The following is an 18,748-nucleotide window of genomic DNA, read 5'->3' on the forward strand; positions in this document are numbered from 1 at the left end:
CCGAACGTCAGTTCCACAGGGTCCGTAACAGAAACCGGAACCGTCCGGCTGGACAATCCCTCACCCGATGCGGTCAAGGTGGTGCTGCCTTTTTCGACACCCAGCAACTCCACCTGCACCACACCACCGGAGGTCTCGCCCTGGGCGATGGTGACGGTGGTGGGGGAAATGGTGGCAACCGCCGTGTTGCTCACGCCCAGGCTCACCGTCACCCCACCTGCCGGAGCGGGCCGGGAAAGCGTCACCGCGTATTTGCGGGACATCCCCTGTGGAATCGACACGCTCGACACGCTGGGCGAACCCAGGCCGATGGCCACGGTCTCGACCGTGACAGGCAGGCTGGCGGCCTGATGCCCCGCGGCCGTGGCGGCCACAGAGGTGGTGCCCGCTGCGACACCGGTGAGCGTGAAGTTGATGCTGGTCTGGCCCGCCGGCACCACCACGCTAACGGGGACGGACGCCACCGCTGGGTCGCCACTGCTGAGCGCGACCTCCAGGCCGCCGGCAGGAGCCGGGTCCGACAGGGTCAGCGGAATCGACCGGCTCAGACCGGGCGCAACCAGCGATCCGGCGGGCAGGACGATGGAGAGCGGCCGGACGTTGACGGCGGTCTGCGCCGAGACGTGGTTCTCGGCCGTGGCGGTGACCGTGGCGCTGCCCTCGGACACCGTACCGACCAGGACCGTCGCTGTGGTGGCGCCCGCTGGGATCGTGACGCTGGTGGGCACGGTGGCCACTGCGACATGGCTGCTGCTCAGCGACACCAACAACCCGGACGCGGACGCCGGCGCGGACGACTGCACCGACAGTTCGGCCGATCGGCCCACACCCAGGGTCAATGCACTGGGCGACAGCGTCAGGCGGGGCGGGGACATCACGTTGACGGTGGCCTGCCCACTGGCAAAGCCTACCCGGCTGACCGTGACCACGGAACTGCCCACACCAAGGGCATTGATGGACAGGGCGGCACTGGCCTGCCCCTCGGCCACATGCACAGCCGCGGGAGCGGTGGCCACCGAAGGCACGGAGGACACCACGTTGAGGTCAAGCCCTCCGCTGGGCGCCGGGTAGGGGAGCTGGACCGTGAGGGTGGTGCTCGACCCGTTGAAGACGCTGGATGCCGCAGGTGCCACCGACAGCACGGCGGACAACACGGGAAGGTCCACAACGGGCGAGGTGATGAACTGCCCGGCGTTGGCCGCATCAGGGCTGCGCAGTGACACGCGCAAGGTGGTCGGGGTCAGCGGCGCGCTGACCGATGCGCTCAGCTGGGTGGCCGAGACAAACTGCGTGGACGCCGCCGCCCCGTCAACCAGGACCTGGGTATCGCTTCGCAGCGCCAGACCGTTCACGGTCAGCGAGACATTGCCCTGACCGGTGTACAGGTTGGCCGGCACCAAGGACTTGATCAGAGGCCGCGACTCCTGGACGGAAATCGCGTTGCTCAAGCGCACAGGGCCGGCGTCGGTCCATGCCTCCAGCGCAGCTGGACCCGCCGCAGCGGCCCCGTCAGCGGCAACGGTGAGCTGGACGCTGGTGTCCGTACCGCCCGGCTGGACCTGCACGGACAAGCCCGAACGATCAAACGAAACGTTCGTCAACCCCGTCAACCGGGTTCCCGTCAGGTTGAAAGTATTGCTGTCTCCGGCCTGAATCTCTTGGGGGCTGACCGACTGCAAGGTGGGCGTTGCACCGACCGAGACAGCCCCACTTTGAACGATGTAGGGGATGCCTCTGAGCCCCCACCTCACATTGCCCAGGATGTCACCCGCGGGCACCACAATGCCGTTGATCGTGTTGCCCTCGGCTTTGTTGCCCACGCCACGGGGCGAAGCCGCCAGGTCCATCGAGATGGCAGGCCCCTGCTGATGGCGCACGGTCACGTTGTTGAACACCGGTGCCGATCCCTGGACCACCAGGCCTCGGCCGTGTTCAAACACCACGTGCTCGAGCTGGGTGCTGCTGGCCCCGGGCGAAAACACCCACTGCGCCCAATCGCCGGGCGCGGCCGCCTGGCCCAAACGGGTGGCATTGGACAGCACACGGATGGGGTTTTCCGGGTGGCCCATGGCCCGGAGCGAGCCCGTCTGGACCGTGAGGCCGGTGTTGGGCGCCATGTACACGGCGACGCCCGCGTCGATGGTCAAGGTGGCGCCGTTTTGCACGACGACGTTGCCCTCAACGAGGTAGGGGCTCTGTTCCAGTGTCCAACGCGCGTCGGATGGCACTGGCCCCGAGACGCTGGTTTGGGCATGAACGACCGCACCCGAGAGCAACCAGGCCCCCACCAACGCGACAGCACCCGACTTGCACAGAGACGTGATGCACGTCTTGACCCATTGGCGAAGCGATCCGGCAGCAGGGACTTGGGGGAATCGATGGGCAGCCATGTTCTATGCGACGTACTTCTGCAGTCTTCAGCCGGCCAAATGCCACGCGCCAGCGAAAACAAGGGGGATGAATGAGGACACCCGACACGCCGTCGGGCGTCACCGACCGTCAAACGGAGAAGAGCGGTGAGGAATACAGATGCAACCGCCGCGCGAATGCGACGCGATCTGTGAAACGGGTGCCACTGGGGGCAGGTGGGGCCGAGCGAAAAGCCCGAACACCGCAGGTCGCAGAAGACAAAACGCCTTCAGGACCCAGAGAAACCGCTTTGCTGAAACCCCTCCCAGGATTCAAGCGTGCGTGTAACCGACACGTGACCATCACAATGACCCTCCCAATTTGTTACAGCATTCTAAGCTCGTAACAAATTGAGTCAGCCATCTGACCTGCCAGGTAATGGATTTCCCGTCGCTGCGCCGCCACAGTGAAGCCATCGCAACAGAAAGGAGCTTCACATGGCAGACCTCAGCAGCCTTCCCCTCGCCGTCGGTCACATGATCGGCCTGGGCGCCCTCGGTTCCTGTGTCGGCATCGGCATCATGGCCAGCAAGTACCTGGAGGCCTCGGCGCGGCAGCCCGAAATGATGGAGGCCATGCAACCCAAGGTCTTCCTGCTCGCGGGTCTGCTGGACGGGGCCTTCATCATCTCGGTGGCGCTGGGCGTGTGGTTCGCCCTGGCCGCGCCGTTCGCTGGATGAGACCCCTGCCCGGCACGCCGCCACGGCGCGTGCTGGTGGCGGGCGCGGGTGGCGCCCTGCTGCATGCGCTGCGCACCGGCGGACCACACGCCGAGTTCACGGTGCTCACGACGCGCCCGTTCCGGGGCGCTCCGCACCGGGCGCGCTGTGCCCTGGTGGCGCCGGGCGCCGCGTGGGCCGCGTCGCTGCCGCCCGCGGACCACGCGGTGGTCCAGCTCGGGGCACTGCGGCGCACACGCGAAGCGGTGTTCTGGCGCCCGTCGCGCGCCGAGCTCTTGCCCTTGGCCGCAGCGCTGCGCGAGCGGGGTGTGCGCACGCTGGAGGTGTTGCTGGCCGATGGCTCGGCGCTCAGCGCCGCCGAGCGCCAGCGGCTTCACGCCCTCGGATTCGAGCAGGTGACGGAGCATCGATCGGGGACCGCACCCAATCACTCGGCCGGCCCCTGGCCCGAGCGGCTGGCCGCCTGGCTGATCGGCACCGTGCTCGCCACGATGCGGCGGGTGGTGGCCGCAAGGCCGCACCGCCCGGCACCTCGGGTGCCCCGGCGCTGACCGTCAGCCTGCCGGCAAGCGGCGTCAACCCGACATATGGGGGTGTCGCGCCAGCAGCTCCGCCACCCACTCCACGAAGGCCCGCACCTTCGCGCTCAGGTGCCGGTTGGGGGGGTACACCACGTACAGCGGAATCGTCATGCAGGTCCAGTCGCTCAGCACCTGCACCAGCTCGCCACGCTCGATCAAGGGCCGGGCCGTGAAGGCGGCCATCTGGGCGACCCCCAGACCCGCCAGCACCGCCGCCGTGATCGCGTTGCTCTCGTTCACCGAGAGCTTGTAGCGGCCTGAAATCTCCAGCATCTGGCCGTCCTTCTCGAACTCGTTCACGTAGTGCCGCCCATTGCGGGTGGAGAAGTGGTTCACCATGGTGTGCCCGCTCTCCAGCTGTTCCGGGTGCGTGGGCGTGCCATGCGCCTGCAGGTAGGCCGGCGAGGCCACCGTGATCAGCGACACGTTGGCCACGCGCCGCGCCACGAGCGACTGGTCCAGCAGCTCGCCGCCGCGCAGCACGCAGTCCACGTTGTCGGCCAGCAGGTCCACGGACCGATCGGACACGCCCAGGTCGAGCTGGATGTCGGGAAAGCGGCGGTAGAAGTCGGCCAGCGCCGGGATGATGATTTCGCGCGCCACCGAACTGCCCACGTCCACGCGCAGGCGCCCGCTGGGCTTGGCCTGGGCGTTGGTCATGCTGGCCTCGATGTCGTCGAGGTCGTTGAGCACGCGCACCGTGCGCTCGTAGTAGGCCGCGCCGTCGGGCGTGACGGTCACGCGCCGCGTGGTGCGGTTGAGCAGCTTGACCTTCAGGCGCGCCTCCAGGTGCTGCACGAGCTTGGTGACCGTACCCTTGGGAAGATCCAGCGATTGCGCCGCTTTCGTGAAGGTGCCCGCCTCCACCACCCGCGCAAACACGCGTATCGATTGGATCTGATCCATGCCCTCGGTCCTTCATGTCTGTTTTATGGCCGGATTGTTCACGCAATGGAAACAGACATCTGGTTGAAGTTGGCTTTATCCGCAGAAGTGGTGTGTCTATAGTCCAGCCCATGGCTTCACCGTCCTCTTCCTTCGCCCCGTCGGCCCCCGCACAGACCCTGTGGGTGCCGGGCACACCGCCGCTGGAGCTGCGCGTCTGGGGCAAGAAGCCGCGCGGCGGCGCGGTGCCACTCGTGCTGCATTTCCACGGCGGCGCCTTCGTCTCGGGCGATCTGGACAGCGGCGCCTGCCTGGCCGAGCTGCTGGCGAGCGCGGGCGCGGTGGTGGCCTCGCTGGCCTACCCGCTGGCGCCCGCCCACCGTTTCCCCGAGGCCGTGGAAGCCGGCTACGCGACCCTGGCGTGGCTGCACAAGCAGCGCAGCCGCCTGGCCGGCAAGGACGCGCCGCTGTTCGTGGCCGGTGAAGAAGCCGGCGGCAACCTCGCCGCCGCGGTGGCGCTCATGGTGCGCGACCGCGGCCACCCGCCGCTGGCCGGCCAGATGCTGGTCGCTCCCATGCTGGACCCGTGCAACGCCACCGCCTCGCTGCGCCAGACCATGGGCGAAGCCACCGGCTGCAAGTGGATCGATGGCTGGCAGCAGTACCTGCGCGGCCCGATGGACGCCGAACATCCGTACGCCGTGCCCAGCCGCGCGCAGCGCCTGGCCGGCCTGCCGCCCACGCTGGTCCTGACCGGCGGCGACGACCCGATGCGCGACGAGGCCCTGGCCTACGCCGAGCGTCTGCGCGAGGCGGGCATCACCGTGCACAGCGGCATGCTGCCGCCCACCACCGGCTGGCCCGACTCGCTGAGCGAGCAGCCCGCCGAAGAATGTCCGTGCGCCATCGAGGTGCGCGAACACGTCCGCGCCTTCTTCCAGGCCGCGACGCCGCCGCCGTCCTGACGGACCCGCCCCCCTTTCCCACCACCCTGAAACGCCACCCCGGTCATCCACCGGGGGCGGTCCCGCTCGCCCTCAAAAAGGAAAAACCATGTCCGACCTGCCCTCTTCCAAGCGCCGCATCTGGTGGCCGACCGCCGCCGCCCTGGCCGCCGTCACCCTCGCCGTGATCGTGCTCACCCAGAAGTCCAACCCCGCGCAGGCCAGCGCGGCGCCGAGCGCGCCGCCGCCCATGCCGGTGTCCGTGGCCACCGTGACCGAGAGCGACATCGCCGCCTGGGACGAGTTCTCGGGTCGCCTGGAAGCGGTGGAGCGGGTGGACATCCGCTCGCGCGTCGCAGGCGTCGTCCAGGCCACGCATTTCCGCGAAGGTGCGCTGGTGGCCAAGGGCGACCTGCTGATCTCGATCGACCCCGCGCCGTATGAGGCCGAGGTGGCGCGCGCCGAGGCGCAGACCGTCGCTGCGCAGGCCCGCGTGACCCACGCCAGCAACGAACATGCCCGGGCCCGCCGCCTGTGGGACGACAAGGCGATCGCCCAGCGCGAGCTCGACGACCGGGAGAGCGCGCTGCGCGAGGCCGAGGCCAACCTCAAGGCCGCGCAGGCCCAGTTGCAGACCACGCGCCTGAGCCTGGGCTACACCCAGGTGCGGGCCCCGGTGGCCGGGCGCATCGGCCGGCTGGAAGTGACGGTGGGCAACCTGGTCGCCGCCGGCCCGGGCGCGCCCGTGCTGACCACCCTGGTTTCCGTGAGCCCGATCTACGCCAGCTTCGACGCCGACGAAAAAACCGTGGCCCGCGCGCTCAAGGGCCTGGCCGGCGCTGGCAGCAGCGCACGCCAGCTGCTCGCACGCATTCCCGTGCAGATGGGCACCTCGGACAGCGCCGACACGCCCTACGCCGGCCAGTTGCAGCTGATCGACAACCAGGTGGACCCGCGCAGCGGCACGGTGCGCGTGCGCGCCGTGTTCGACAACCAGGACGGCCAGCTGATGCCCGGGCAGTTCGCGCGCATCCGCATGGGCCAGGCGCAAAGCGCGCGCACCCTGCTGGTGAGCGAACGCGCCGTCGGCACCGACCAGGACAAGAAGTACGTGCTGGTGGTGGGCGAGGGCGACAAGACCGAATACCGCGCCGTCACGCTGGGCGCGTCCGTCGACGGCCTGCGCACCGTGCTCAGCGGCCTGAAACCCGGCGAACGCATCGTCGTCAACGGCCTGCAGCGCGTGCGCCCCGGTGACGTGGTGCAGCCGCAGGACGTGCCCATGAACGCCGCAGCGCGCAGCAGGGACGCCACCGAATCCAAGGCCCGCGCCGAGGCCCCTGATCCCGCCGTGGCCAAGTCCTGAGCCCCGCCAGTGAGAAGAACACCATGAACCTCTCCAAATTCTTCATCGATCGGCCGATCTTCGCGGGCGTGCTCTCGCTGCTGATCCTGATCGCCGGCCTGGTCGCGCTGCGCGGCCTGCCGATCTCCGAGTACCCCGAGGTCGCCCCGCCCTCGGTGGTGGTGCGCGCCCAGTACCCGGGCGCCAACCCCAAGGTGATCGCCGAAACCGTGGCCACGCCGCTGGAGGAATCCATCAACGGCGTCGAAGGCATGCTCTACATGGGCAGCCAGGCCACGACCGATGGCGTGATGACGCTCACCGTGACCTTCAAGCTCGGCACCGACCCCGACAAGGCCCAGCAGCTGGTGCAGAACCGCGTCTCGCAGGCCGAGCCGCGCCTGCCAGAAGAGGTGCGTCGCCTGGGCGTGACCACGGTCAAGAGCTCGCCCGACATCACGATGGTGGTGCACCTGGTGTCGCCCAACGACCGCTACGACATCAACTACCTGCGCAACTACGCGGTGCTCAACGTCAAGGACCGGCTCGCGCGCATCGAGGGCGTGGGCCAGGTGCAGGTCTTCGGTGGGGGCGACTACTCCATGCGCGTCTGGCTCGACCCGCAGAAGGTGGCGCAGCGCGGCCTCTCGGCCAGCGACGTGGTGGCCGCGATCCGCGGCCAGAACGTGCAGGCCGCGGCGGGCGTGGTCGGCGCTTCGCCAGGCCTGCCGGGCGTGGACCTGCAGCTGTCCATCAACGCCCAGGGCCGCTTGCAGACCGAAGAAGAGTTCGGCGACATCATCGTGAAGACCGGTGCCGACGGCGCCGTGACCCGGCTGCGCGACATCGCGCGGTTGGAGATGGGCGCGGCCGACTACTCGCTGCGCTCGCTGCTGAACAACAAGCCCGCCGTCGGCATGGGCGTGTTCCAGGCGCCGGGCTCCAACGCACTCGACATCTCGGCCAACGTGCGCGCCACCATGGCCGAACTGCAGAAGGCCATGCCCGAGGGCGTGGAATACCGCATCGCCTACGACCCCACGCAGTTCGTGCGCGCCTCGATCCAGTCGGTGATCACCACCCTGCTAGAGGCCATCGCGCTCGTGGTGCTGGTGGTGATCCTGTTCCTGCAGACCTGGCGCGCCTCCATCATTCCGCTGCTGGCGGTGCCGGTGTCGGTGGTGGGCACGTTTGCGGTGCTGCACTTGCTGGGCTTTTCGATCAACGCGCTCTCGCTGTTCGGCCTGGTGCTGGCGATCGGCATCGTGGTGGATGACGCCATCGTGGTGGTGGAGAACGTGGAACGCAACATCGAGGCCGGCCTGTCGCCGCGCGACGCCACCTACCGCGCGATGAAGGAAGTGTCCGGCCCGATCATCGCCATCGCGCTGGTGCTGGTCGCGGTGTTCGTGCCGCTGGCCTTCATCAGCGGCCTCACGGGCCAGTTCTACAAGCAGTTCGCGGTGACCATCGCGATCTCCACCGTGATCTCGGCCATCAACTCGCTCACGCTCTCGCCCGCGCTCGCGGCTCTGCTGCTGCGTGGCCACGATGCCCCGAAGGACGCGCTCACGCGCGGCATGAACCGGATTTTCGGCTGGCTGTTCCGCGGCTTCAACCGCTTCTTCCACCGCGGCGCGGAGGCCTACAGCGGCGGCGTGCGGCGCGTCATCTCGCGCAAGGCGCTGATGATGGGGATCTACCTCGCGCTGGTGGGCGTGACCTTCGGCCTGTTCAAGGCGGTGCCCAGCGGCTTCGTGCCCGCGCAGGACAAGCAGTACCTGATCGGCTTCGCGCAGCTGCCCGACGGCGCCACGCTGGACCGCACGGAAGAAGTGATCCAGCGCATGGGCGAGATCACCAAGCAGAACCCGAACGTGGAAGACGCGATCGCCTTCCCTGGCCTGTCGATCAACGGCTTCACCAACAGCTCGAACTCGGGCATCGTGTTCGCCACACTCAAGCCCTTTGCCGAGCGCCAGCGCGCCGACCAGAGCGGTGGCGCCGTCGCGGGCCAGCTGAACCAGGCCTACGGCAGCATCCAGGACGCTTTCATCGTGATGTTCCCGCCGCCCCCGGTGGCGGGCCTGGGCACCACGGGTGGCTTCAAGCTGCAGCTGGAAGACAAGGGCTCGCTGGGTTACGAGGCGATGGACGCGGCCGTGAAAGCCTTCATGGCCAAGGCCTGGCAGACGCCCGAGCTCGCCGGCATGTTCACGAGCTGGCAGGTCAACGTGCCGCAGCTCTACGCCGACATCGACCGCACCAAGGCGCGCCAGCTCGGCGTGCCGGTGACGGACATCTTCGACACCATGCAGATCTACCTCGGCAGCCTGTACGTGAACGACTTCAACCAGTTCGGCCGCACCTACAGCGTGCGCGCCCAGGCCGACGCGCCCTACCGCGCGCGCGCCGAAGACGTGGGCCTGCTCAAGGTGCGCTCGAACTCGGGCGAGATGGTGCCGCTGTCGGCGCTGATGAAGGTGAACTCCAGTTTCGGCCCGGAGCGCGCCATGCGCTACAACGGCTACCTCTCGGCCGACATCAACGGCGGCCCCGCGCCCGGCTTCTCGTCGGGCCAGGCGCAAGACGCGATCGAACGCATCGCCGCCGAGACGCTGCCGCCCGGCATTGGCTTCGAATGGACCGAACTCACCTACCAGGAGATCCTGGCCGGCAACTCCGCGCTGTGGGTGTTCCCGCTCGCCATCCTGCTGGTGTTCCTGGTGCTGGCCGCGCAGTACGAAAGCCTCACGCTGCCGCTGTCCATCATCCTGATCGTGCCCATGGGCCTGCTCGCGGCCATGACCGGGGTGTGGCTGGACGGGGGTGACAACAACGTGTTCACGCAGATCGGGCTGATCGTGCTGGTCGGGCTCTCGGCGAAGAACGCGATCCTGATCGTGGAGTTCGCGCGCGAACTGGAGTTTGCCGGCCGCTCGCCGGTGCAGGCCGCCATAGAAGCCAGCCGCCTGCGGCTGCGCCCCATCCTCATGACCTCGCTGGCTTTCGTGATGGGGGTGCTGCCGCTGGTGCTGGCCACCGGCGCGGGCGCCGAAATGCGCTCGGCCATGGGCGTGGCCGTGTTCGCCGGAATGATCGGCGTGACCGCCTTCGGCCTGTTCCTCACCCCCGTGTTCTACGTGCTGCTGCGCCGCCTGGCGGGCAACCGCACGCTGCGCCAGCACGGCGAGATCCCTCACTTCGAGGGATTCGCCTCTGGCGGTGGAGGCTCCGCGCGTGCGGTGCCCGCCGCCCCCCTGACCCATTGAAGGAGCCCGACATGAAAAAGCTCAACACCCTGTTGCCACTGGCCGCCGCCCTCTTGCTGGCCGGCTGCGCCACCGCCCTGCCGCCGCTGCCGTCGTCCATTCCCACGCCACCCCAGTTCAGGGAACAGCAGCGCCAGAACGAGCACTGGACCATCGCCCAGCCCGCCGAGGCCCAGAGCCGCGGCAGTTGGTGGAAGGCGTTCAACGACCCGGTACTTGACGACCTGGCCGAGCGCGCCGGTGCGAACAACACCAGCATCCAGGAAGCCGCGGCCCGCCTGGCACAGGCGCGCTCCCTGGTGCGCGGTGCGCAGGCCGACCGCGCGCCGCAGATTGGCGTGGGGGCCAACGCATCGCGTGGCGCCGGTGCCAACACCGCCAACGGTGCTGCACCGGCCACGCTGCTGCAGGCCGGCGTGAACCTCTCATACGAGGTGGACCTGTTCGGGCGGCTGGCGCGCGTGCGCGACGCCGCCACGCTGGACGCGCAATCGCGCGAAGCCCTGCTGCAGAGCACACGCCTGCTGGTGCAGGCCGAGGTGGCCCAGACTTACCTGGCGCTGCGCGCGGTCGACACCGAGCGCACCCTGGTGCAGGACACCGCCACCGCGTATGCCGACACCCTGCGCCTCACGCAGCGCCGTTTCGACGCTGGCGACGTGGCCGAGCTCGACGTGATCCGCATCCAGACCGAACTCGCCGCCACCGAGGCCGAGGTGTTCGCGCTCAGCCGAAGCCGCGCCGAGCTGGAACACGCGCTGGCCGTGCTCGTGGGCGAGCCGGCTTCAAGCTTTGCGCTTGCTTCTACCCAAGGCGCCCGCACCCTGCCGGTGATCCCGGCCGGCGTGCCGGGCACGGTGCTCGCGCGCCGGCCCGACGTGGCCGCGGCCCAGGCTTCGCTGCTGGCCGCGCAGGCCCGCGTGGGCGTGGCCCAGGCCGCGTGGTTCCCCAGCGTGTCGCTCACGGGCGCGGCGGGCTATGCCTCGCCCGACATCGGCGACCTGTTCAAGTGGTCGGCCCGCGCCTGGGGCATCGGCGCGCTGATGTCCGTGCCGCTGTTCGACGGCGGTCGGCGCGAAGCCGGCGTGCAGGGCGCGCAGGCGCAGCTGGACACCGCCGCCGCGAGCTACCGGGGCCAGGTGTTGAACGCCTTCCGCGAGGTCGAAGACCAGCTCTCCGCCCTGCGCCTGCTGCAGGACCAGTCGCAGGCCCAGGGCCGCGCGGTGAGTGCCGCGCAGCGCGCCAGCGCGATCTCGGAAACGCGCTACCGCAACGGCCTGGTGAGCCAGCTCGAACTGCTGGACGCGCGCCGCAACGAGCTGCTCAACCGCCGGCAGGCGCAGCGCGTGGAAGCGGCGCAGCAGCAGGCCACGGTGCTGCTGATCCGGGCCATCGGGGGTGGCTGGGAGACGGCGGCTCCATCGGGGGACAGCAAAGTCCGGTCGTGACGCACGGCATGTCGGACATCTCAGATCAAACCCCGGCAGTCAATGCCGAGAAGCTTGGGCGCGCCTATCAGACCTCGCTGGCATCGCACTCCCGAAGATGCCCATGCTCAAGCCGGAAAAACCGGTTGCAGTACAGCCGCACCATGTCGCTGGAATGCGACGCGAACACGAAAATGCCCACGGACTTCACCAGCGCTTCCATGCGCTCCTGGGCATGCTGGCGGAACTCGGCGTCGCCCAGGCCGAAGATCTCGTCCACCAGCAGGATGTCGGGGCGGGTCGAGGTGGCGACGGCGAAGATCAGGCGCGCGACCATGCCAGACGAGTAGGTGCGCACCGGCATCTGCAGAAAGTTGCCGAGCTGGGTGAAGCGCTCGATCTCCTCGATGTGCTGGCGCACGTCGGCGACTTTCTCGCCCATCAGCAGGCTCATGCGCGTGATGTTCTCGTAGCCCGAGAGTTCGCTGTCCATGCCCGCGCCGAGTTCGAGCATGGTGGCCACGCGCCCCTGCCGCTCGATCGTCCCATGTGTCGGCGAGTAGATGCCCGCCATGGTGCGCAGCAGCGTGCTCTTGCCCGCGCCGTTGTGCCCGACCAGGCCCACCGCGTCGCCCCGGCGCAGCTCGAAACTGACGTCCTGCAGAGCGGTCACCATCTGCACCCGCCCGGACTCGCGCTCGATGCTGCCCCCGGTGCTGATGCGCACGAGGTGGTTGCGCAGCGACATGCCCCGGCTGTTGTAGACCGGGTAGCGCACGGTCACTGCATTGAATTTGAGTGAGGCCATGGTCAGACCCAGAACGCGATGCGGTGGTGCTTGCGGTTGAACAGCCACAGGCTCAGGCTGCCGCCCACCAGCAGCAGGCCCAGGTTGGTCCAGATCACGAAGTCCGGCGGCGCCGAGCCCATGAGCGGGTAGCGGATGACTTCGATGAAATGGGAGATGGGATTGGCCCACAGATAGACCTGGCTGAAGGGCAGGAACTCGGGCCGGTAGAACACCGGGCTGAGCAGCATCAGCAGGGGCAGCGCCGACCCGATGAGGTATTCCAGATCGCGGAAGCGCGCACCCAGAATGCCCACGAGCAAGGCCAGCCAGAGCAGGTTGAGCGTGACCAGGACCACGCCGGGCAGCACCAGCAGCAGGTACAGGCTGGGCTGCAGGCCGACGCCCCAGGCCACGGCGGCAAAGACCGGCACGCTGTGCAGCAGGTTGATCAGGTGGCGCAACAACAGCTGCGTCGGGTAGATCGACAGCGGCAGGTTGATGTTGCGGATCAGCGCCGACTGGCGGCTGAACAGGGCCGAGGCATCGCCCAGCACCCCGGCGATGAACTGCCAGAGGATCAGGCCGGCGGTCACCGTCGGCATGAACTCGCGCACATCCTTGTGCATGAGCTCGGCCCAGAGCAAGCTCAGGCCCACGGCGCCGATGGCCGTGCCCAGCGTCATCCACAGCGGCCCGAGCACGCTGCGCTTGTAGCGCGCCCGCAGATCGCTCATGGCCATGAAAGCGATCGCGCGGCTGTAGGCCAGGGACTGGGTGATGTCCTGCAGGGCGGGGGACGAACGCGACCAGGCGTGCATGGAACGCTCAGGCCAACGATAGCGTTCGGGCACAGCGTGCGCGGCGGCCCGCGACTGGAGGCGCGGCCGCAGCTGCGGCTATGGCGAGGGTTTTCCCTGTCTCGGGGAAGGCTTCAGGTGTCGGGCTCATCGGCCCAGTTTACCCGCGCGCCTCGTGCAGAGGCGCGGGCATTCCGTCCGGCCCGAAGAGGTTCAGCGGCCAAACAGCCCCAGCAAGCCGATGATGATCAGGTAGACGGCGACGATGGTGTTCAGCAGGCGGGGCATCACCAGGATGAGGATGCCGGCGATGAGGGACACCAGGGGTCCGATGCTCAGGTGCAGATTCATGAGGGTTTTCCTTGTTGGAGGGGTCGGGCACGGGCGCCGCGCCCGATCTCTCGGAAAGCACCGCCGTGGGAACCCATGATTTTGCGCGACCGGCCGGGCTGTCTGTGCGACGTCGAACAGACGCCGGGCCGCCCTACCGCGTGGCGTCGCTGGGCGCGCGGCTCATCTCGTTGTTCTGCGTCACCAGCAGGTTCAGCAGGCGCATGAACTCGCTGCGCTGGCGCTCGGTGAGGGGCGCGAGGATCTGGTCCTGCGCGCGCAGCATGGCGGGCACGGCCTCGGCCAGCAGGGCCTGCCCGGCGGGCGTCAAGGCCAGTTGGCGCGCGCGCCGGTCTTCGGGCGCCGTGCGGCGCACCAGCCAGCCCCTCGCTTCGAGCCGGTCCACCACGCCGCCGGTGGTGGAGGCGTCCAGCGCGATGGTGCGCGCCAGCGTGCGCTGGTCGATGCCGGGCTGGTTGCCCACGGTCTGCAAGGCCGCGTACTGAACAGGGGTGATGCCCAGCTCGCCCGTTTCCTGCAGAAAGATGCCCACGGAGATCTGGTGCAGGCGCCGGATCGCGTGCCCGGGCTGCAGGTCGATGTTGATGGCGGAAGGTTCTACGGTGCTTGTCATGGTGATCGGCGTCCAGGGTTAACCCGGATTTGGTGCCCGGTCATATTAGCACTACACTTATGATAAGCATACTGATGATATGCATGCAATCTTTGGAAGCCATCGTCTTTTCACAGGAATCGCAACCATGAACACACCCTCTTCCGATCTGCCGGTGCTGGTGACCGGCGGTGGCATCGGTGGCCTGGCCGTGGCGCTGGCGCTGGTGCGCCAGGGCTTCACCGTGCAGGTGTTCGAGCAGTCGCCCGAGATCGGCGAAATCGGCGCCGGCATCCAGCTCGGGCCCAACGCCTTTCACGCGTTCGACGCGCTGGGCGTGGGCGACAAGGCGCGCGGCCGCGCCGTCTACACCGACGAAATGGTCATGCACGACGCCATCGACGAATCGCTGATCGGTCGCATCGAGACCGGCGAAGCGTTCAGGCAGCGTTTCGGCAACCCCTACGCCGTGATCCACCGTGTGGACATCCACAAGTCATTGCTCGAAGGCGCGGTCGAAACCGGGCGCGTCGCGTTCTTCACCAGCACCCGCATCGTGAAGGTCGAGCAGGACGACGCGGGCAAGACCGTGACCGCCATCGACCAGAACGGCCAACGCTGGACCGGCCAGGCGCTGATCGGCGCCGACGGCGGCAAGTCGGTGGTGCGCGCGCAGTACGTGAACGACCCGCCGCGCGTGACCGGCCACGTGGTCTACCGCGCCGTGGTCGACAAGGCCGATTTCCCGGACGACCTGAAATGGAACGCCGCCAGCCTCTGGGCCGGCCCGAAATGCCACCTCGTGCACTACCCGCTGCGCGGCGGCGAGCAGTACAACGTGGTCGTGACCTTTCACAGCCGCCAGCAAGAGCAGTGGGGCGTGACGGACGGCAGCAAGGAAGAGGTGGAAAGCTACTTCCAGGGCATCAGCCCCAAAGCGCGCCAGCTGATCGAACTGCCCAAGACCTGGAAGCGCTGGGCCACGGCCGATCGCGAACCGATCGCCACCTGGGTCTTCGGCCGCGCCACCCTTCTGGGCGACGCCGCCCACCCGACCACGCAGTACATGGCGCAGGGCGCCTGCATGGCGATGGAAGACGCCGTCACGCTGGGCGAAGCCCTGCGCGTGACGAACAAGGACTGGGACGCGGCATTGGCGCTGTACCAGAAGAGCCGCGTGACCCGCACCGCGCGCATCGTGCTCAGCGGCCGCGAGATGGGCCGGCTGTACCACGCCGTCGGGGTGGAGCGGCTGGTGCGCAACAGCCTGTGGAGGGGGCGCAGCCAGGAACGTTTTTATGACGCCATGGAGTGGCTGTATTCGTGGCGAGTCGAGAACTGTCTCGACTCGACCCCCGCGCCGGCCTGACGGCCGTCACCCCCTACAAGGGGGCAACGCTGGCGGCCCGGCAAAGCCGGTTCCGCGGCGTTCACTGAACAAGACATCTCGGGCCCACATCACTTCAGGAGACAAACATGAGCCACGAACTCGGACGACTCGAAGACCTGCCGCAGGACTACCGCGACGACCTGAAAGCGCTGAACCTGGTGCCGCTGTGGCCCAGCCTTCGCGCGGTGCTGCCGCCCCAGGTGCCCACGCGCGCCACCCAGGCCATCCACTGGCCCTACGCCACGCTCAAGCCGCTGCTGCTGAAGGCGGGCGAGCTCACGCCCATCGAGAAGGCCGAGCGCCGCGTGCTGGTGCTGGCCAACCCCGGCCACGGGCTGGAGAACATGAAGGCCAGCCCCGCCATGTACCTGGGCATGCAGCTGCTGCTGCCCGGCGAGTGGGCGCCCAGCCACCGCCACACACCCAACGCGGTGCGCATGATCGTGGAAGGCGAAGGCGCCTACACCACGGTCGATGGCGAAAAGTGCCCGATGAGTCGCGGCGACCTGATCCTCACGCCCACCGGCCTGTGGCACGAACACGGCCACGACGGCACCGAACCCGTGGTCTGGCTCGACGTGCTGGACCTGCCGCTGGTCTATTACATGGAGGCCAGTTACCACATCAACGGAGCGCGCCAGCAGGTCAAAGAAGGCAGCGGTGACCGCGCCTGGACCCGCGCCGGTGTGGTGCCTACGCAGGTGTTCGCGCGCAGCGACAAGCGTTACCCCATGCTGCGCTACCCCTGGGTCGACACACGCGCCGCGCTCGTGGCCATGGCCGCCGACCAGCCCGGTCTGGACTGCGTGCAGGCGACCTACGTGAACCCCGAGACCGGTGGCGACGCGCAGAACATCCTGGGTTTCTACGCGCTCATGCTCAGGCCCGGCCAGACGCTCACGCTGCCGGCCCGCTCACCCTCGCAGGTGTTCCACCTGATCGAAGGCGGTGTGGACGTGTCCACCTGCGGCAAGACCTTCGGTCTGGTTGAGGCCGACACCTGCTGCGCGCCCGGCTACGAACCCGTGACGCTGAAGAACCGTTTGATCGGCCAGCCGTCTTTCGTCTTCATCGCGGACGAGTCCCCTCTCCACCGAAAACTTGGGGTCTATGAGACCCGATAACTTTTCTGATCGAACAACATGACCCAATACCTCTTCACCCCACCCGCCGTCCAGTCCCTGCCCATCCGCGGCAAGACCGAACGCTTCCCGATCAACCGCATCTTCTGCGTCGGCCGCAACTACCACGCGCACGCCGTCGAGATGGGCAAGCCGGTCGACAAGAGCGCCGAGCGGCCGTTCTACTTCACCAAGTCGCCGCAGACCCTGGTGCAGAGCGGCGCGACCGTGGCCTACCCGCCCGGCACGAACAACTACCACTTTGAAATGGAACTGGTGCTGGCCGTGGGCAAGGCCGGTTTCCGCGTCAGCGCCGACCAGGCGCATGAAGTGATCTACGGCTACGCGGCAGGACTGGACATGACGCGCCGCGACCTGCAGCTGGTCGCGCGCGACAAGGGCCGCCCCTGGGACCTGGGCAAGGACATCGAAGAAGGTTCGGTCTGCTCCGAGATCGTGCCGATGCCCGGCGTGGTGGTCGAGAGCGGTGCCATCGCGCTCGAAGTCAACGGCGCCACCAAACAGTCGTCCAACGTGGATAAACTGATCTGGAACATCCGCGAAATCATCGCCGACCTGTCCCAGTTCTACCACCTGCAACCCGGCGACCTGATCTACACCGGTACGCCCGAGGGCGTGGGTGCGGTGGTCAGCGGGGACCGGATCACTGGGCGGGTGGAAGGGGTGGCCGAGGTAACGTTGAATGTTGGCCCGGCGGAGTAAACGCCTCGCGGCCCAAATTCCCGAATCAGTCAGTCCCTGGACGTTGCGAGGGAGTCCATTTATATGGGTAGGCTACTTGCGGCGGTAGCCGACGGTCGCTTCCCAAGCGATCTCATCTACGTTTACTGGAAGCCCCGTGCGTTCCTTTACCAGTCTTGCAAACCGCTTGATGAGGTACTCGTGAGGTAGATGCCCTTCATGCGCAACTAAGGACTCTTCGAGCTTGCCCGCCCAATGGGCAACGTCGTCAACTTCCGTCAGTTCGGAAAGTGGCGCAATCAGTCCACTACCCAAATCGCAAACGATGTTGCCACCATCGACCCGCAACCGTTGATCGAGTTCATCCAGCCACGCTTCGTATTCGTGCAACGGGTTCATTGACCGCCCAACCTTGGTCTAAATATCAACACGCAAGATGCCCACAATGGCAGTTTTTCCAGTGCGTCAACCCACCACACCCCGCCGCGCCATCATGTCCGCGCTCATCGCCTGCAAGGTCTCACCCCGGATGAGCGACCGCGCCGCCGGATAGACCACCCCGTTCTCATCCACCAAGTGCCGCCGGTACAGCGCGTCGTAAGCATCGAAGCACTGCTGATCCTCCGCAGAAAAACCAGGCCAACCTTCAACGGACTCAACCAGCGCCATCAGCGCCGCCCGCACCTGCGCCCACATCACCGCCATCTCCTGGTGGTCTTGCTTGAGCCGGATCACCACGGCCACCACGGCGGGGTCGCGTTGGGCGAGCAGCGGTGGGAACACGTGGCGTTCTTCGTCTTCATGGTGGTGCGGGCCGGCCTGGTCGAAGTAGCGCATCACGTCGCGCGCGGCGTCGCGGGCCTGCGGGTCGGCGCCATGGGTCCTGACGTGTGCGCGCAGCTTGCCCAGCAGGCCCAGCATGCGCTCGACCCGCTCGTGGCAGGCGTCGAGCATCTCGAACGGGGCCTCGAAGCCCACGCCAGGTGAGGCATGGCCGGGCAGGCTGATGTCGTGCAAGCGGATGCCGGCCATGGCCATCACCCGATCTGCACCGGCCGGCCCTGCGGGTCGAACGGGATGTAGGCCTGGATGCGGCCCTGGCGGATCGCCTCCACCATCTTCTGCAGCGGCTCGTCGGCGTCGGCGCTGGTGAGCGCCTTGCCCGGCGCGCCCGACATGGCGGCGGCGAAGACCATGCCCCAGGGCTGGCCGAAAGTGGCCGCTTCCTGCTTGAGCTGATCGAACGAGGCCAGCTCGTCCGGGCTTTTGTCCACGCACATCTGCGGCACCAGGGCGCCGCCCTGGCCTTGTTCAAAAGCGGCACGCTCTTCGGGCGTGGCGTCGTCCGGCAGCTCGATGCCGGCGAACACGAACAGCAGGCGCTGCGGCAGGGGCTGGGCGCGCGCGGCGCTCAGCAGGTCGTCAAAACTGGCGATGTTCATGGGGGGTCCTGGGGGTCAAG

At 68.0% G+C, this 18,748-nt stretch carries 18 protein-coding genes; 9 read left to right on the forward strand and 9 right to left on the reverse strand.

Annotated elements, in window-relative coordinates; genetic code table 11:
- On the reverse strand, positions 1-2,165 hold a 2,165-nt coding region (locus HTA01S_RS21350; protein ID WP_218017376.1), incomplete at its 3' end, for a hypothetical protein.
- 681 nt (positions 2,166-2,846) lie between these two features.
- On the opposite strand from HTA01S_RS21350, the gene atpE reads away from it, so the two are divergent.
- Entirely contained in the window at positions 2,847-3,089 is a 243-nt protein-coding gene (atpE, locus tag HTA01S_RS21355) for a F0F1 ATP synthase subunit C (protein ID WP_068175045.1), read from the forward strand.
- Complete coding sequence (locus HTA01S_RS25430) at positions 3,086-3,640, forward strand: hypothetical protein (protein WP_157572213.1); 555 nt, start codon at positions 3,086-3,088, stop codon at positions 3,638-3,640. Before atpE ends, HTA01S_RS25430 begins: the two co-directional genes overlap by 4 nt.
- A 24-nt stretch (positions 3,641-3,664) precedes the next feature.
- Here HTA01S_RS25430 and HTA01S_RS21365 read toward each other — a convergent pair whose 3' ends face one another.
- Positions 3,665-4,576, reverse strand: coding sequence for a LysR family transcriptional regulator (locus tag HTA01S_RS21365; protein ID WP_068175050.1), 912 nt, complete (start codon positions 4,574-4,576; stop codon positions 3,665-3,667).
- Positions 4,577-4,686: 110 nt separating this feature from the next.
- On the opposite strand from HTA01S_RS21365, the gene HTA01S_RS21370 reads away from it, so the two are divergent.
- The 4 genes from HTA01S_RS21370 to HTA01S_RS21385 all read left to right on the forward strand — a co-directional run bounded on the left by HTA01S_RS21370 (position 4,687) and on the right by HTA01S_RS21385 (position 11,564).
- Complete coding sequence (locus HTA01S_RS21370; RefSeq protein ID WP_068175051.1) at positions 4,687-5,520, forward strand: alpha/beta hydrolase; 834 nt, start codon at positions 4,687-4,689, stop codon at positions 5,518-5,520.
- 88 nt (positions 5,521-5,608) lie between these two features.
- On the forward strand, positions 5,609-6,865 hold the full coding sequence (locus HTA01S_RS21375; RefSeq protein ID WP_068175052.1) for an efflux RND transporter periplasmic adaptor subunit: 1,257 nt from the start codon (positions 5,609-5,611) through the stop codon (positions 6,863-6,865).
- 23 nt (positions 6,866-6,888) lie between these two features.
- Positions 6,889-10,116, forward strand: coding sequence for an efflux RND transporter permease subunit (locus HTA01S_RS21380; RefSeq protein ID WP_068175054.1), 3,228 nt, complete (start codon positions 6,889-6,891; stop codon positions 10,114-10,116).
- An 11-nt stretch (positions 10,117-10,127) separates the two neighbouring features.
- Positions 10,128-11,564 (forward strand): efflux transporter outer membrane subunit, encoded by a 1,437-nt coding sequence (locus HTA01S_RS21385; protein ID WP_174545213.1) that lies wholly within the window; start codon positions 10,128-10,130, stop codon positions 11,562-11,564.
- A gap of 67 nt (positions 11,565-11,631) precedes the next feature.
- Here HTA01S_RS21385 and HTA01S_RS21390 read toward each other — a convergent pair whose 3' ends face one another.
- The 4 genes from HTA01S_RS21390 to HTA01S_RS21400 all read right to left on the reverse strand — a co-directional run bounded on the left by HTA01S_RS21390 (position 11,632) and on the right by HTA01S_RS21400 (position 14,094).
- The gene (locus HTA01S_RS21390; RefSeq protein ID WP_068175058.1) at positions 11,632-12,351 is read right to left on the reverse strand and encodes an ABC transporter ATP-binding protein; all 720 of its coding nucleotides are present in this window, start codon (positions 12,349-12,351) and stop codon (positions 11,632-11,634) included.
- A 2-nt stretch (positions 12,352-12,353) separates the two neighbouring features.
- Positions 12,354-13,151, reverse strand: coding sequence for an ABC transporter permease (locus HTA01S_RS21395; protein WP_068175061.1), 798 nt, complete (start codon positions 13,149-13,151; stop codon positions 12,354-12,356).
- A gap of 192 nt (positions 13,152-13,343) precedes the next feature.
- Positions 13,344-13,481 carry a DUF3096 domain-containing protein gene (locus HTA01S_RS24890; protein WP_084236423.1) on the reverse strand — a complete coding sequence of 46 codons (138 nt, stop codon included), beginning with the start codon at positions 13,479-13,481 and terminating at the stop codon, positions 13,344-13,346.
- Between the two features lie 133 nt (positions 13,482-13,614).
- Positions 13,615-14,094: a MarR family winged helix-turn-helix transcriptional regulator gene (locus HTA01S_RS21400; RefSeq protein ID WP_068175063.1), complete on the reverse strand. Its 480-nt coding sequence runs from the start codon at positions 14,092-14,094 to the stop codon at positions 13,615-13,617.
- 127 nt (positions 14,095-14,221) lie between these two features.
- Here HTA01S_RS21400 and HTA01S_RS21405 point away from each other — a divergent pair, with 127 nt between their 5' ends.
- From HTA01S_RS21405 to HTA01S_RS21415, 3 genes are all read left to right on the forward strand, one after another.
- Positions 14,222-15,442, forward strand: a complete 1,221-nt coding sequence (locus tag HTA01S_RS21405; RefSeq protein WP_068175066.1) for a 3-hydroxybenzoate 6-monooxygenase — start codon at positions 14,222-14,224, stop codon at positions 15,440-15,442.
- A gap of 107 nt (positions 15,443-15,549) precedes the next feature.
- A complete protein-coding gene (locus HTA01S_RS21410; protein ID WP_068175067.1) occupies positions 15,550-16,587 on the forward strand; it encodes a cupin domain-containing protein in 1,038 nt (345 codons plus the stop codon).
- An 18-nt stretch (positions 16,588-16,605) separates the two neighbouring features.
- Positions 16,606-17,307 carry a fumarylacetoacetate hydrolase family protein gene (locus tag HTA01S_RS21415; protein WP_068175069.1) on the forward strand — a complete coding sequence of 234 codons (702 nt, stop codon included), beginning with the start codon at positions 16,606-16,608 and terminating at the stop codon, positions 17,305-17,307.
- A 72-nt stretch (positions 17,308-17,379) separates the two neighbouring features.
- Here the strand turns inward: HTA01S_RS21415 and HTA01S_RS25435 are convergent, their stop codons facing one another.
- The 3 genes from HTA01S_RS25435 to HTA01S_RS21425 all read right to left on the reverse strand — a co-directional run bounded on the left by HTA01S_RS25435 (position 17,380) and on the right by HTA01S_RS21425 (position 18,728).
- Positions 17,380-17,685, reverse strand: coding sequence for a hypothetical protein (locus tag HTA01S_RS25435; RefSeq protein ID WP_157572214.1), 306 nt, complete (start codon positions 17,683-17,685; stop codon positions 17,380-17,382).
- Between the two features lie 66 nt (positions 17,686-17,751).
- Entirely contained in the window at positions 17,752-18,318 is a 567-nt protein-coding gene (locus tag HTA01S_RS21420) for a hemerythrin domain-containing protein (RefSeq protein ID WP_068175261.1), read from the reverse strand.
- 5 nt (positions 18,319-18,323) lie between these two features.
- On the reverse strand, positions 18,324-18,728 hold the full coding sequence (locus HTA01S_RS21425; RefSeq protein WP_068175071.1) for a ribonucleotide reductase subunit alpha: 405 nt from the start codon (positions 18,726-18,728) through the stop codon (positions 18,324-18,326).
- Positions 18,729-18,748 lie beyond the last annotated feature (20 nt).

Source organism: Hydrogenophaga taeniospiralis CCUG 15921 (assembly GCF_001592305.1).
Taxonomy (GTDB): Bacteria; Pseudomonadota; Gammaproteobacteria; order Burkholderiales; family Burkholderiaceae_C; genus Hydrogenophaga; species Hydrogenophaga taeniospiralis.

Excerpts from the sequence above, each read along its gene's own strand:
- HTA01S_RS21425 (WP_068175071.1), bottom strand. The coding sequence starts at position 18,728 with ATGAACATCGCCAGTTTTGACGACCTGCTGAGCGCCGCGCGCGCCCAG.
- HTA01S_RS21385 (WP_174545213.1), top strand. The coding sequence starts at position 10,128 with ATGAAAAAGCTCAACACCCTGTTGCCACTGGCCGCCGCCCTCTTGCTG.
- HTA01S_RS21370 (WP_068175051.1), top strand. The coding sequence starts at position 4,687 with ATGGCTTCACCGTCCTCTTCCTTCGCCCCGTCGGCCCCCGCACAGACC.
- HTA01S_RS21395 (WP_068175061.1), bottom strand. The coding sequence starts at position 13,151 with ATGCACGCCTGGTCGCGTTCGTCCCCCGCCCTGCAGGACATCACCCAG.
- HTA01S_RS21415 (WP_068175069.1), top strand. The coding sequence starts at position 16,606 with ATGACCCAATACCTCTTCACCCCACCCGCCGTCCAGTCCCTGCCCATC.
- HTA01S_RS25430 (WP_157572213.1), top strand. The coding sequence starts at position 3,086 with ATGAGACCCCTGCCCGGCACGCCGCCACGGCGCGTGCTGGTGGCGGGC.
- HTA01S_RS21410 (WP_068175067.1), top strand. The coding sequence starts at position 15,550 with ATGAGCCACGAACTCGGACGACTCGAAGACCTGCCGCAGGACTACCGC.
- HTA01S_RS21365 (WP_068175050.1), bottom strand. The coding sequence starts at position 4,576 with ATGGATCAGATCCAATCGATACGCGTGTTTGCGCGGGTGGTGGAGGCG.
- HTA01S_RS21390 (WP_068175058.1), bottom strand. The coding sequence starts at position 12,351 with ATGGCCTCACTCAAATTCAATGCAGTGACCGTGCGCTACCCGGTCTAC.
- HTA01S_RS24890 (WP_084236423.1), bottom strand. The coding sequence starts at position 13,481 with ATGAATCTGCACCTGAGCATCGGACCCCTGGTGTCCCTCATCGCCGGC.
- HTA01S_RS21405 (WP_068175066.1), top strand. The coding sequence starts at position 14,222 with ATGAACACACCCTCTTCCGATCTGCCGGTGCTGGTGACCGGCGGTGGC.
- HTA01S_RS21420 (WP_068175261.1), bottom strand. The coding sequence starts at position 18,318 with ATGGCCGGCATCCGCTTGCACGACATCAGCCTGCCCGGCCATGCCTCA.
- atpE (WP_068175045.1), top strand. The coding sequence starts at position 2,847 with ATGGCAGACCTCAGCAGCCTTCCCCTCGCCGTCGGTCACATGATCGGC.
- HTA01S_RS21375 (WP_068175052.1), top strand. The coding sequence starts at position 5,609 with ATGTCCGACCTGCCCTCTTCCAAGCGCCGCATCTGGTGGCCGACCGCC.
- HTA01S_RS25435 (WP_157572214.1), bottom strand. The coding sequence starts at position 17,685 with ATGAACCCGTTGCACGAATACGAAGCGTGGCTGGATGAACTCGATCAA.
- HTA01S_RS21400 (WP_068175063.1), bottom strand. The coding sequence starts at position 14,094 with ATGACAAGCACCGTAGAACCTTCCGCCATCAACATCGACCTGCAGCCC.
- HTA01S_RS21380 (WP_068175054.1), top strand. The coding sequence starts at position 6,889 with ATGAACCTCTCCAAATTCTTCATCGATCGGCCGATCTTCGCGGGCGTG.